This is a genomic window from Enhydrobacter sp. (genome assembly GCF_030246845.1).
GTDB lineage: Bacteria > Pseudomonadota > Alphaproteobacteria > Reyranellales > Reyranellaceae > Reyranella.
The window spans coordinates 3,589,288-3,601,947 of sequence record NZ_CP126889.1 but is presented as its reverse complement, the minus strand read 5'-3'; the positions used below and the strand labels follow the sequence as shown (position 1 = coordinate 3,601,947).

Genomic DNA, 12,660 nt, shown 5'->3' with positions numbered 1-12,660 from the left:
TGATCACTGGCCGTGATGCGCGTCGCTTCATAGCTTCGCGCCATGGACGCACTTACCGACACCGGCCTCGCGAAGTTTCAGCAGCAAGGATCGGCGCAGATCCATCCCGTGATCCTGTCGGGCGGCGCCGGCACGCGGCTGTGGCCGCTTTCGCGCGCCGCGTACCCCAAGCAGCTCCTTCCGCTGGTCTCCGAGCGCACGCTCCTGCAGGAGACGGCGGCCCGCAACCTGACCGATGTGGGCTTTGCCTCGCCTTTGCTGATCTGCAACGAGGAGCACCGCTTCCTGGTCGACGACCAGCTTCGGCAGGTGAGCATCGCGCCCCAGGCCATCCTGCTCGAACCGCACGCCCGCAACACCGGCCCCGCGATCGCCGCCGCCGCCCTCTGGCTGCTGATGCGCGACCCCGACGCCCTGATGCTGGTGCAGCCGTCCGACCACCTCATCGCCGACCCGTCGGCCTTCCATCGGGCGGTCATGCAGGGGCTGGCCGCGGCGCAGGCCGGACGCCTCGTCACGTTCGGCGTGAAGCCGACGCGGCCCGACACCGGTTACGGCTACATTCATGCCGGACAACCGCTCGCCGGCGCCGACGGCGTGCTGGAGGTCGATCGCTTCGTCGAGAAGCCCGACCTCGACACCGCCCGGCGCTTCCTGGACAGCGGCGCGTTCTACTGGAACAGCGGCATCTTCCTCCTGTCGGCGCGGTCCTATCTCGACGAGCTCGGCCGCATCAACCCGGCGATGCTCGACTGCTGCGAGCGCGCCATCCAGGCCGGCCACGAGGACCTCGCGTTCTTTCGACTGGACGGCGCCGCTTTCGCCGAGGCGCCGTCACTGTCGATCGACCACGCGGTCATGGAGCATACCGCTCGCGCCGCCGTGGTGCCGGTCGACATGGCCTGGAGCGACGTCGGCTCCTGGCACGCGTTGCGCGGCATCGGCCATGCCGATGGCGATGGCAACGTCCTGCTCGGCGATGTGCTCGCGCAGGACGTCAAGAATTCCTACATCCGCTCCGAAGGCAAGCTGGTCGCAGCCGTCGGCGTCGACAACGTGGTCGTCGTGGCGACCGACGATGCGGTGCTGGTGGCCGATGCCGATTCGGCGGCCAAGGTGTCCGGGCTCGTGACCGCCTTGCGCAAGCGCAATCGCACCGAGCCCGACCAGCACACGACCGGCTACCGCCCCTGGGGCAGCTACCGGACGGTCGACGCCGGCGCCCGCTTCCAGGTCAAGCGCATCACCGTCAAGCCGGGGGCCAAGCTCAGCCTCCAGAAGCACTATCACCGCGCCGAGCACTGGGTCGTGGTCCACGGGACCGCCATGGTGCAGCGCGGCGAGGAGCGCATGCTCGTGCGCGAGAACGAATCCGTCTATATCCCGATCGGCACGGAACACCGGCTCGAGAACCCGGGGAAGGTGCCGCTGCAGCTCATCGAGGTGCAATCGGGTCCCTATCTCGGCGAGGACGACATCGTGCGTATCGAAGATACCTACGGCCGCGTCTGATCGAGTGTCCCGGATTGGTCACAACGATTCATCCACCGTGCGTCCTAGGGTTTCGAGTATCCCGTCCGTTCTCCTGGAGGTAAAGACTATGTCGGCAGGTTCAATTTCCACCAACTCGCTGCTGCGATGCTGTGCCATCGCGGCCGCCACGCTGGCGCTGGGCGCCTGCGGCACCAACGATCCGACGCCGATCGTGCCGGACAACTCGGCGGCGGCGGGGAGCCTCAATCTCGCGCCGAACGGCACCGGCGGCCGTGTGAGCGCCGCCGACTACCGGCTCGGGCCCAACGACCGCACACGCATCATCGTGTTCGGCCAGCCCAACCTCACCGGCGAGTTCCAGCTCGACGGCAACGGCATCCTCGCCTTTCCGTTGATCGGCAATGTCGACGCCAACGGCATGACCCCGCGCGAATTGCAGCAGGCCATCGCCAACAAGCTCGACCCGCAGTACATGCACAACCCGAGCGTCAGCGTCGAGGTGTCGACGCGCCGGCCGTTCTACGTCGTCGGCGAGGTGCAGAAGCCCGGCAGCTATCCGTTCGTCACCGATCTTACCCTGCTCGAGGCGGTCGCCACGGCGGGCGGCGCGACCTATCGCGCGAACATGTCGAACTTCTACATCAAGCGGCGCGTGAACGGACAGATCGTGCGCGTCGCGGCGACGCAAGAGAGTGAAATCCAGCCTGGCGACACGGTCATCGTTCGCGAGCGCTACTTCTGATGGTTGCACACATGCCTGACGATTATCCCCGTCTTCCGCAGCGGCGTCCGTCGCTGCGGGCGGTGCCCAGCACCGAACGCTTCGTCGCCGCACCCGCGCCGGCGCCTGTGCCGATCCTTCGGCCCCAGGTTGCTCCCGACGAGGGCCTGCTCGAGACGATGCGCAAGCTGTGGCGCCATCGGCGGATGATCGCGGCATGTACCGTCATCCTGGGCGGCGTCGCGGCCGTGGTTGCCTGGTCTCTGCCGGCCTACTACGTCGCCGAGGCGCGCGTTCAGGTGGGCGTGCAGAGCCCGCGCGTGTTCAACGCCGAGGCGATCATCACCGACACAAATCCCGACGCCGAGCGTGTGCAGAACGAGGGCTTCGTCCTGCAGTCGCGCACGCTCGCCAAGGAGGTGATCGACAAGCTTCACCTCGCCTCCGACCCGAACTTCAATCCGGAGCTGCAGAAGCCGTCCTTCTGGGCGCGCAACTTCAGCCTGAGCGCCTGGCTGCCCGAGGGCGCCAAGAACTGGCTGAGCGGGCTGCATTCCAAGCCGGCGCCGGGCGCGCCGCCGCCCGACCAGGCGCTCAGCAAGCGCGACAACCGGCTGATCGACATCCTGCTGTCGCACGTCGACGTCTCGCTGCTCGGCCGCTCCTACGTTCTGAGCGTCAAGGCCGACTCGCAGGACCCCAACATGGCCGCGGCGATCGCCAATACGCTGGCCAAGACCTACCTCGACTATCAGCGCGCCGAGAAGGTCGCGACGATGGACAAGGTCGACAAGTTCCTGATGAACCGCATCAACGAGCTGCGTGAGCAGGTCCGCAAGTCCGACCAGGCGGTCGAGGACTATCGCCGTACGCACGGCCTCTACAAGAGCTCGGGCAGCAACGTCACCGCCCAGCAGCTCACCGAACTCAACAGTCAGCTCATCGCTGCCCAGACCGCCAAGGCCGAGGCCGACTCGCGGCTCGCCGAGGCGCAGGCGGCGAGCAAGGGTGGGCTCGGCAACGAGAGCGTGCCCGACGTGCTGAAGTCGCCGCTGATCCAGTCGCTCAAGCAGCAGGAGGCGGACGCCGAGCGGCGCATGGCCGAGATGTCGGCGATGTACGGGCCTCGCTACCCTGCGATGATCAACTCCCGGGCCGAGGTCGCCAACGCCCGGGCCAAGATCGCGGCCGAGATCGCCAAGACGGTCGACGGGCTCGCCCGCGAGGCGCGCACCGCCGACGCCCGCTACGAAGCCGTGCGCCAGGACTTCGAGCGCCTGAAGAACAAGATGGGCACGGTCAATGCCGCCTCGATCCAGCTCGATGCGCTGGAGCGCGACGCGACCGTGAACCGCAACCTCCTCGAGGCCATGCTGAACCGCGCCAAGCAGAGCAATGGCGCCGATGCGATCCTGCAGGCCGACGCCAAGCTCGTGTCGCCGGCGGCGCCGCCGGAGGCGCCCGCCTTCCCGCCCAAGGCGCTGATCGCCTTCCTCGGGCTGGTCGGCGGCTTCCTGATCGGCTCGGCCATCGCGCTGCTGCGCGAGAGCGGCGACCATACCTTCCGGCGCGCCGACCAGGTCGAGGCGCTCACCGGCCTGCCGGTGCTCGCCATGGTGCCGCAGCTTTCCGGCCGCGTGCCGCCGGCCATGCAGGTGCTGCGTCATCCCACATCGCCCTACAGCGAGGCGCTGCGCCGCGTGCAGATCGGTGTCGAGCTGTCGCAGGCCGCTTCCTCGCCCCGAACCATGCTGTTCAGCTCGGCGACGCCCGCCGAGGGCAAGTCGGTGATGGTGGCTTCGCTCGGCCGCCTGCTGGCGAGCAATGGCCGCCGCATCCTGCTGATCGACTGCGACTGGCGCAGCCCGCGCTTGCACCAGATCTTCCGCTGCTCCAATCGCGACGGGCTGGCGAGCCTTCTGGGCGACAAGTCCGTCGTGCTGGACGACCTCATCCATCACGATGCCCTGTCCGGCGTGGACGTCCTGCCGTCCGGCAACTGGAGCCCGGCCCAGGCCCATCTGCTGAGCTCCGACCGCATGCGCCAGCTCCTCGACGCGCTGACGCCGCACTACGACTTCGTGATCCTGGACACCGCGCCCGCGCTGGTGACGGCCGACGTGCTCGCCCTGTCACGGCTCGTCGAGAAGGCCGTGTTCGTGGTGCGATGGGGCCATACGCGCCAGGATGCCGTGGTCGAGGCGCTGAAGCAGATCATCGATGCCCAGGGTGACGTGGCCGGCGTGGTGCTCTCCCGCGTCGTCTCCAAGGAATACCGTCGCTACGGTCATCGCGACCCGTTTTACGAGTATTCACGGCCGATCAAGGCGACCTACGGCTGAGGCCATGAGCGGTGCGTCGCGTACCTCCTTCCCGGCCCGCGATGTGCGGCCGGGGCCGAAAGCGGCGCCCCGGCGATTGCGCGAGGCAGGTTAATGCCCTGGTCGGCCGCTAGCCCGTCGACCGCCAGCCCGTCGACCGCGCGACGGGAACCGCCGAAGATCCTGATCTTCGAGCCTGAAGCCGAGGGCCATACGCTGGAATGGCTGGATGCGATAGTGCGTCTTGCCGTCTCGGAGGGCACCGGCGCCGAGCTCTGGCTGGTGGTCGCGGAAGGGCTGTGCGGGCCGCTCGCACGTTTGTTGCCAGGCTCCTCCCGGGACCGCATCCGCATTGTCCCCTTGCCGGCCCGGGAGGCGCGGCGCTGCATCGGGCGACCGCTCGCGCGGGCAGGCTTCTGGCGCTGGTGGACCATGCGCAAGTACCTGAGCAAGACCGGTGCGCAGCATGGTCTTTTCCTCTCGATCGACCTTCTGACGCTGCCGCTGGCGCTCGGCCTCGGGGCTCATGGCAAGGCCCTGTCGGGTGTATTGTTCCGGCCGTCGGTGCACTACCGCGAGATCGGCCCCTACCGCCCGACCATCGGCGACCGGCTGCGCGACCTTCAGAAGGCGGTGCTCTATCCCCTGATGCTGCGCAATCGCGCCGTGGAACGGATCCTGACGCTCGATCCTTTTTTCCCAGTCTATGCGCGAACCTACTATCGACACGGCGACAAGGTGTCGGCACTGCCGGAACCCTGTCCGCCGGAGGCCAAGCCGACGGCGAACGACAACGAGGGCGACTTCGTGCCGGCCGGTCGCACCGGCTTCCTGCTGTTCGGCTATCTGGCGGAGCGCAAGGGACCGCTGGCCGTGCTCGATGCACTGCGTCTGCTGCCGCCCGAGGTCACCTCGCGCATTGCCATCCTGTTCGCGGGCAAGGTGGACCCGTCGCTGCGCCCCCGCCTCGAGCAGCGTCGCCAGGCCTTGATGCAGGAGCGTCCCGACCTCTGGCTGCGCATCGACGACCGCCGGCTGGAGAGGAGCGAGCTTGCGGCGCTCGTGCGCCGAAGCGACGTCGTCCTGGCGCCCTATCAGAAGTTCGTCGGCTCGAGCGGCGTTCTGATGTGGGCCGCGGTCAACGGACGGCCGGTCCTGGCACAGGACTTTGGCCTGGTCGGCCGACTGACGCGTGAGCACCGCCTGGGCGTGTCCGTGGACTCGTGCGATCCCGCCCAGCTTGCCAGTGAGATCGCACACATGGTCGAGCGCGGACCGGCCACCTTCATCGACCTCCCGGCGGCCGCTCGCTTCGTTGCCACACAAACGCCACAACGCTTCGCATCGGTCGTGCTTTCGGTGTGACCGGTCTCTAGTCGCACTTTGATCACAACACACTGGCGTCCGGATTGGGAGAATCGCCTTAAAAGGAGCGGTCTTCTTCATGATCCGTAACGGTACCCCCACCGTTTCCGAGGCGATCGTCAAGCGCTCGGTCGCGGGCTTCGATGCCGTCGCCATCTTGGGCGCCGGCGTCGCCGCCGTGCACTGGGCGGCGCCCGCTGTCGACTGGCATCTGGCAGGCTTGGTCGTGCTGCTCGGCACCATCCTCGGCGTCAATTTCCTCCACCTGGCCGGCGCCTATCGCTTCGCCGTCTTTGCCCGCTTCGAGACGGCGGTGACGCGGCTGCTGATCGGCTGGACCTGTACCGTCGCCGCCTTGTTCCTCGCCACGCGGCTGTTCGAGCCGGTGATGGCGGCGGAAGGCCCGTGGGCGATGGCCTGGCTTGCCGGCGCACTGGCGCTGATGGGCGCGGGCCGCTTCGTCCTGTGGCAGCGCATGCGCGCTTGGCGCCAGGCCGGCCGGCTCGGCGACGCCGTAGCGGTCGTCGGCGCCGGCCCGATCGGGCAACGCCTGCTGCGCGATCTCGCAAGTCGCGACAGCGGCCTGCGCGTCATCGGCGTCTACGACGACGGCGCGGCCGACCTGCCCAAGCACTGCATGGGCCACCCGATCCGCGGCACCGTCGACGAGCTGGTGAAGGATGCACGCGAGCACCATATCGACACGGTGATTGTCGCCCTGCCGCTGTCGGCCGATCGTCAGCTCGTTGACACGCTGAACAGGCTCTGCCTGGTGCCGGTGGATGTGCGGCTGTGCCCGGACTCGTTCGGGCTGCGCCTGGGCACGGTGGCGGCCAGCCATATCGCCGGTCATACATTCCTCAACGTGATCGACCGGCCGCTGCGCGACTGGCGCTGGATCGCCAAGGAAATCGAGGATCGCCTGCTGGGAGGCCTCATCCTGACAGCGATCGCGCCCCTTCTGCTGGTGATCGCGCTCCTGATCAAGCTCGACAGCCCCGGCCCGGTCCTGTTCCGGCAGAAGCGCTACGGCTTCAACAACACGCTGATCGATGTCCTGAAATTCCGCACCATGTACACCGATCAGACCGACGCCAACGCCGAGCAGCTCACGCGCCGCAACGACCCGCGCATCACGCGGGTCGGTGCTTTCCTGCGTCGAACCAGTCTGGACGAGCTGCCGCAATTCCTGAATGTGGTTCGCGGCGAGATGTCGATCGTGGGGCCGCGGCCGCATGCGCTCGCGGCCAAGGCCGGCACCCTTCTCTACCAGGATGCCGTCAAGTATTACGACGCCCGTCATCGCGTGAAGCCAGGCATCACCGGCTGGGCCCAGGTCAACGGCTGGCGGGGCGAAACCGACACCGTCGAGCAGATCAAGAAGCGTGTCGAACATGACCTCTACTACATCGAGCACTGGTCGATCCTTCTCGACCTCAAGATCATCGCCCGCACGATCTTTGGCGGATTCACCGGCCAGCACGCCTTCTGACCGCTCCAAGGATCGGCCGATGCGTTGCCTGTGGCTGACGCTCGCCGACCCCGAACCGCAGCACAACGGACAGTACGTCTATTCGGGCGGGCTGATCGAGTCGGTGGCGGCGACGGGCAGCGAGATCGAGGTGTTGGGCCTGCGTCGGCCCGAGTCGTCGCGCTGCAACGGGACGCGCGACGCGCACGGTGTGTGGTGGCTGCCGAGCGACCCGCTCGATCCAAGCCAGTCGCGCTGGGGCAGCCTTGCATCGTGGCTGCCGCACATCGCCTATCGCGGGCGCACGGCGGAGATGCGGCGCACCCTGCGCGACCTGCTGAACAAAGGCGGCTGGGACGGCATCGTGTTCGATGGCATCTCGGTCGGCTGGGCGCTGGACCAGGTGCGCGATCACTATGCCGGTCGCCGTGATCGACCGCGGCTGATCTATGTCTCGCACAATCACGAGGAGAGCCTGCGCGCGCAGGTGGCCGAGAGCCAGCGGCCGTTCCTGCGCCGCCAGGCCGTGCGATTCGATGCGGTCAAGGTCTCGCGGCTCGAGCGCGACCTGGTCGACTCGGTCGACTTCGTCACCGCCATCACGCCGGAGGACCTGCAGCTCTACCGGCGCCGGCGCAACGACAAGCCGATGGGCGTGATCACACCCGGCTACAGCGGTCGCCGCCTTGCCGAGCGGCGGATCTCGACGAGGCTGCCGCGGCGGGCGATCATCGTCGGTTCGTTCGACTGGATCGCCAAGCGCATGAACCTCGAGGAGTTCGTCGACGTGGCCGATCCGCTGTTTGCCGGCCAGCAGGTCGAGCTGCAGGCGGTCGGCAGCGCCGACGAGAGTTTCCTGAGGCAGCTCCGGCGCAAGACGCAGGCGACGCGCTTCACCGGCACGGTGGCCGACCTCAACCGGTACCTCGACGAGGCGCGCATCGCCATCGTGCCGGAGCGCAACGGCGGCGGCTTCAAGCTCAAGGTCCTGGAATACGTTTTCAATCGCATCCCCGTCTTCGCTCTTTCGGGCTCCTTCGCCGGCGTACCGCTGATCCACGACGACAGCGTCATGCTCTTCCCCGACCATGCGGCGCTGGCGCAGGGCGTGGTCGACGCCATCGACGACGTCGACTTCCTGAACCGCCTGCAGGAGCGCGCCTTCGCGGTATGCCGCGATCGCTTCGACTGGCCGAGCCGGGGCCGGCAGATCCTGTCCGCCATCGCCGCTCCATGAGCTCGGCCGTCGCCCTGGGAGTCGGGCAGCGGCGCTTCGATGCGCTCGACGCCTTTCTCTTCGTGATCTACCTGCTGGGGCTCTATCTCGGCGTGGCGCTCATGATCACGCCGACGATCCCACTCACCTGCGCCCCGTCGGGCTTCGCGGGGCTGGCGCTTCTGTGGCGCCGCCGCAACGACATGCGGCCGAAGGAGATCGCGGGCCTCCTGCTGGTCGTCGCGCTCTTCGTCGGCTCCATCCTGTCGGCGGAAAACCTGACCTTCCTCGACAAGCGCTTCACCGGCCTCCTGCAGCTCACCTATTCACTGGTGATCGGCTACGCGATCTTCCTGACGATGGTCCATGGCGATCGCGACCGGATCGCCTCCATCCTGCTGGCCTTCTGCCTCACCATCATCGTCGGCTGCCTGCTCGAGGAGTATGGTGGCCTGCGCACGATAAGCGATACCGTGCGCGAGCACATCTACAATGCCCGCGTCGTCTACGACGCCGACCTGCGCGACGAGATTCTCTACGGCCGCGTCCGGCCCAAGCTGTTCACTTCCGAGCCCTCCGCCGTCACCTTTGCCTACACGCACTTTTCCTCGGTCTGGCTCGTCCTCAGCCGGTCGCGCTTCAAGTACCCGATCTTTGCCGGCCTGCTCGGCCTCGCGCTGATCGTGCTGCCGGGACCGACGCTGATGCTCATGCTGCTGCTCGCCATCCCCTATCTCGTCCTGCTGTCGGGCGGCCCGGGCCGGGCCTCTGCGAGCAGGCTGATCGGAGCGACTGCCGTATCGGCGGTGGTGCTCGCGATCGCGGTCGTCCTCGGCCAGAGCGTGTTCGCCGAGCGACTCCATCAGCTCCAGTCCGGCCAGGACGCGAGCTTCTTCTACCGCTTCACCGGCCCGATGCTGGTTGCCTTCGACATGCTCCACACGCACCCGTGGGCCGGGTCAGGCCTCACGGGCGAGCAGTATATCGCCGATCGGGTGATGACGGTGTTCAACAACTCGGCCCAGTTCCAGTCCGCCTGGCGCATCCCCAAGGTGTCCGACGTTCTCACCAACTATTTCTGGACGCACTGGATCTATCTCGGCGTGATATGGGGCACGATCACCGTGATCGGGCTGAGCTGGTGGCTCCGTGTGCTCGGCACGACCAGCGTCCTTTACTGCTGGGCCGTATGGGCGATCCTGGGACAGGCCTCGGGGTCGTATGTCGGCCCCAAGACATGGGCCGTCCTGCTGATCGCGGCGGCTTCGACCGTCCTGGTTGCCCAGCCGGACAAGCGGGACGGCAACCCCTACCCTGCGCCGCAGCCGCACCCCCTGTTCACCCGCCGCTATTCCCGTCTGGCAGGACCGACATGACAGTGAAGTTGCCCAGCGCGAACATGCAGACACTGGCGGTTCGCGCCCGCTTTCGAGGACCGACGGCCGATCGCCGCCGGCGAGAACAAACGGCCCAAGGCGAAGCGCGGTCAGGACGAAGAATGCGCAGCCCGAAGAGGATCGCCCTTCACGACTATTGCGGCCATCCGTTCCAGTTCGCGCTCTCGCGCGAGCTGGCGCGGCGTGGTCACGAAGTGCGGCACTTCTTCTTCGCCGAGGACATGGGGCCCAAGGGCGATGTACGCCGGCTGCCGGATGACCCCGGCACCTTCTCCATCGAGCCCATCTCGATCGGCCGGGCCTACTCCAAGCAGAACCTGATCCGCAGGCGTCAGGCGGACGTCCTTTACGGCCAGCTCGCCAGCCGCAGGATTGCGGCGTTCGCACCCGACGTGACGATTTCGGGAAACACGCCGCTCGAGGCGCAAGCCTCGATCCTCGAGGGCGTCCGGCAGACGGGCTCCGCCTTCCTGTTCTGGATGCAGGACTTCTACAGCCTGGCGGCGGCGAAGATCCTGAGCCGGAAGATTCCCGTCGTCGGCCACGCCATCGGCAGCTACTACAGGCATCTCGAAGCCAGCATGTTGCGCCGAAGCGACGGGATCGTCCTCGTCAGCGACGACTTCAAGCCGGCGCTCAGGAGCTTCGGCGTATCGGATGACGCGATCGATGTCATCCCCAACTGGGGCGCCCTCGATACGCTGCCGCTGCGGCCGAAGACCAATGCGTGGTCAGAGCGCCACGGGCTTTCCGACAAGTTCGTCTTTCTCTACTCCGGCACGCTGGCCCTGAAGCACAATCCGGACTTGCTGTGGGCGCTTGCCGAGCGTTTCGAGAACGATCCCGAGGTGGTCATCGCGGTCGCCGCCTCCGGCGTCAGCTACGAGGCCCTGAAGGCGCGCAACGCCTCGGCGCCCAAGCCGAATCTTCTGTTCCTCCCCTTGCAGCCGATGGACGTCTTTCCCGACGTTCTCGGCGCGGCCGACGTCCTGGTCGCGCTGCTCGAGAACGATGCGGGCCCGTTCTCCGTCCCGTCGAAAGTCCTGAGCTACTTCTGCGGCGGCCGACCCATCCTGCTGTCCGCCCCGACCAGCAATCTTTCGGTGCGGCTGGTCGAGAAGGCCGGCGCCGGGCTTTGCGTCCCGGCAGGAGACCGGCAGGCCTTCGTCGCGGCCGCCGACCGTCTGCGCAGCCAATCGCAGGCCTGCTTCGACCTTGGCGCGGCGGGGCGCGCCTATGCCGAGAGCGCCTTCGACATCTCGAGCGTCGCGGATCGCTTCGAAGCCAGCTTCGCCAGGGCGGCGGGCAGAGCTCAGCGAAGTCCCTGAGCGCCGTTCCGGCGGCTCGATCGACGCCGCGCTATGTCGCCGTCACCTGCTTGATGAGCGGCAACCGGTCGCTCCGCTGGGTACGCCTGACCAGCTCCCTGTCCATCCAAGGCTCGAGCCAGACGCTTGACGAGCCGGCAGCCTGCCTGACCCGCGCCAGATAGCCCGTTCCGCCGCCGTAGGCGGTCACCTTGCATTCGCCGGTCAGCTTGAGGTCGTTCGAATACTGGTTGAAGGCCCAATAGTCGACGAGCGCTTCGGTCGGCGCGCCCGCGGGCTTGCCCGTCAGACCATCGTGCTGGATGGTCCTGCCGTCGGTCGACGCTTCGCAGTTGTGCAGATTGGCGAAGCCGCCGACGCGGACGACGAACTGGCCGGTGTTCTCGCCGTTGACGAACGCGACCGAGCGGATGCCGACGGGCGCGTTGATGCCGGAATCGCCGTTGTTCACGAACGAGCCCTGAACCACGTCGACCGAATTCGATGCCGTGTACAGGCCGGCCATGGTGTTCCGGCTGCTGTTCAGGCCGTGGATCATGCAGTTGGAAACGATCGCCTTGTCGTCGTGCTCGATGGCGACGCCGTGCTGCCTGTTGTTCTCCGACGCGTGCCCCGCGACGAGCAGCTCGAATACCGCGCCCTTGATGTGCAGCGCCCCGAGGCCGCCGGAGCTCGATGTGGCGTTGTCGCGCAGGATCGCCCGGTAGATCGCGCCCCTGCTGGAAGGCGCGTGCAGCATCAGGCCGGGACCGTCGTGCAGTGAACCGATGATGTCGAGCGTCTCGATCGTCAGCCCCCGGCTGGACGTCTCGGTCCGCTCACCCGGCAGAACCGTATACTTGACGACCGGCGCGCGGTCGCGGATGGCAGAGCGGATCTTGGCGCCGTTTCCGATGACGCCCCATAGCTGATTGGTCGAGACGCGCTGGACGATCTCGACCGTCTTGTCGACGGTGACGTCAGTCATCGGATCGAGCACCGCGACGGTCTGCGAGTCGGCCGCAGCCTGCAGGATGGCCGACAGCTCAGCGCGTGAGGTCGGTTTTGCCATGCCCGCTTTCGGCCGGGCTGCCGCATCGGCGGCGACAGAGTTCTTCTGCTGCGCCAGCGCGGCGGACGAACCCGCGAGCAGCGCAATCGCCGATGCTCCGCCGACAAAACCGCGTCTGTTCCGGTCCACAAGACTCTCCCTCGCTGCTCTCGACCGACCCGATGCGTCGACCAGCCCGCAGAGCTCGCGCATCGCCGGGATGCTCGCCGGAAACCCTGCTATCCTTCTTCACAGATGCGACCGGGAGAAGGAATAGCCCTCTCGTGACATAATTATGTGATTTGACGCCCCTCTCA

At 67.3% G+C, this 12,660-nt stretch carries 9 protein-coding genes; 8 read left to right on the top strand and 1 reads right to left on the bottom strand.

Translation table 11 applies throughout. The annotated features are described in order from the left end of the window. The first annotated feature begins 42 nt into the window (after positions 1-42). The 8 genes from OJF58_RS18030 (at position 43) to OJF58_RS17995 (ending at position 11,313) form a co-directional block, all read left to right on the top strand. Entirely contained in the window at positions 43-1,512 is a 1,470-nt protein-coding gene (locus tag OJF58_RS18030) for a mannose-1-phosphate guanylyltransferase/mannose-6-phosphate isomerase (RefSeq protein WP_300779095.1), read from the top strand. A gap of 88 nt (positions 1,513-1,600) precedes the next feature. Next, positions 1,601-2,236 (top strand): polysaccharide biosynthesis/export family protein, encoded by a 636-nt coding sequence (locus OJF58_RS18025; RefSeq protein ID WP_300779094.1) that lies wholly within the window; start codon positions 1,601-1,603, stop codon positions 2,234-2,236. Positions 2,237-2,247: 11 nt separating this feature from the next. Then, positions 2,248-4,557, top strand: a complete 2,310-nt coding sequence (locus OJF58_RS18020) for a polysaccharide biosynthesis tyrosine autokinase (RefSeq protein WP_300779093.1) — start codon at positions 2,248-2,250, stop codon at positions 4,555-4,557. Positions 4,558-4,650: 93 nt separating this feature from the next. Further along, positions 4,651-5,901 carry a glycosyltransferase gene (locus OJF58_RS18015; protein WP_300779092.1) on the top strand — a complete coding sequence of 417 codons (1,251 nt, stop codon included), beginning with the start codon at positions 4,651-4,653 and terminating at the stop codon, positions 5,899-5,901. 79 nt (positions 5,902-5,980) lie between these two features. Then, the gene (locus OJF58_RS18010; protein WP_300779091.1) at positions 5,981-7,393 is read left to right on the top strand and encodes an undecaprenyl-phosphate glucose phosphotransferase; all 1,413 of its coding nucleotides are present in this window, start codon (positions 5,981-5,983) and stop codon (positions 7,391-7,393) included. 19 nt (positions 7,394-7,412) lie between these two features. Continuing rightward, the gene (locus OJF58_RS18005; RefSeq protein WP_300779090.1) at positions 7,413-8,609 is read left to right on the top strand and encodes a glycosyltransferase; all 1,197 of its coding nucleotides are present in this window, start codon (positions 7,413-7,415) and stop codon (positions 8,607-8,609) included. After that, positions 8,543-9,964: a hypothetical protein gene (locus tag OJF58_RS18000; RefSeq protein ID WP_300779089.1), complete on the top strand. Its 1,422-nt coding sequence runs from the start codon at positions 8,543-8,545 to the stop codon at positions 9,962-9,964. Before OJF58_RS18005 ends, OJF58_RS18000 begins: the two co-directional genes overlap by 67 nt. 122 nt (positions 9,965-10,086) lie before the next feature. Next, a complete protein-coding gene (locus OJF58_RS17995; protein ID WP_300779088.1) occupies positions 10,087-11,313 on the top strand; it encodes a glycosyltransferase family 4 protein in 1,227 nt (408 codons plus the stop codon). Positions 11,314-11,344: 31 nt separating this feature from the next. On the opposite strand, the gene OJF58_RS17990 is transcribed toward OJF58_RS17995, so the two are convergent. Next, on the bottom strand, positions 11,345-12,556 hold the full coding sequence (locus OJF58_RS17990; RefSeq protein WP_300779087.1) for a hypothetical protein: 1,212 nt from the start codon (positions 12,554-12,556) through the stop codon (positions 11,345-11,347). Between the last annotated feature and the right edge of the window lie 104 nt (positions 12,557-12,660).

Excerpts from the sequence above, each read along its gene's own strand:
- OJF58_RS18030 (WP_300779095.1), top strand. The coding sequence starts at position 43 with ATGGACGCACTTACCGACACCGGCCTCGCGAAGTTTCAGCAGCAAGGA.
- OJF58_RS18000 (WP_300779089.1), top strand. The coding sequence starts at position 8,543 with ATGCCGCGATCGCTTCGACTGGCCGAGCCGGGGCCGGCAGATCCTGTC.
- OJF58_RS18005 (WP_300779090.1), top strand. The coding sequence starts at position 7,413 with ATGCGTTGCCTGTGGCTGACGCTCGCCGACCCCGAACCGCAGCACAAC.
- OJF58_RS18020 (WP_300779093.1), top strand. The coding sequence starts at position 2,248 with ATGCCTGACGATTATCCCCGTCTTCCGCAGCGGCGTCCGTCGCTGCGG.
- OJF58_RS17990 (WP_300779087.1), bottom strand. The coding sequence starts at position 12,556 with ATGCGCGAGCTCTGCGGGCTGGTCGACGCATCGGGTCGGTCGAGAGCA.
- OJF58_RS18010 (WP_300779091.1), top strand. The coding sequence starts at position 5,981 with ATGATCCGTAACGGTACCCCCACCGTTTCCGAGGCGATCGTCAAGCGC.
- OJF58_RS18025 (WP_300779094.1), top strand. The coding sequence starts at position 1,601 with ATGTCGGCAGGTTCAATTTCCACCAACTCGCTGCTGCGATGCTGTGCC.
- OJF58_RS17995 (WP_300779088.1), top strand. The coding sequence starts at position 10,087 with ATGCGCAGCCCGAAGAGGATCGCCCTTCACGACTATTGCGGCCATCCG.
- OJF58_RS18015 (WP_300779092.1), top strand. The coding sequence starts at position 4,651 with ATGCCCTGGTCGGCCGCTAGCCCGTCGACCGCCAGCCCGTCGACCGCG.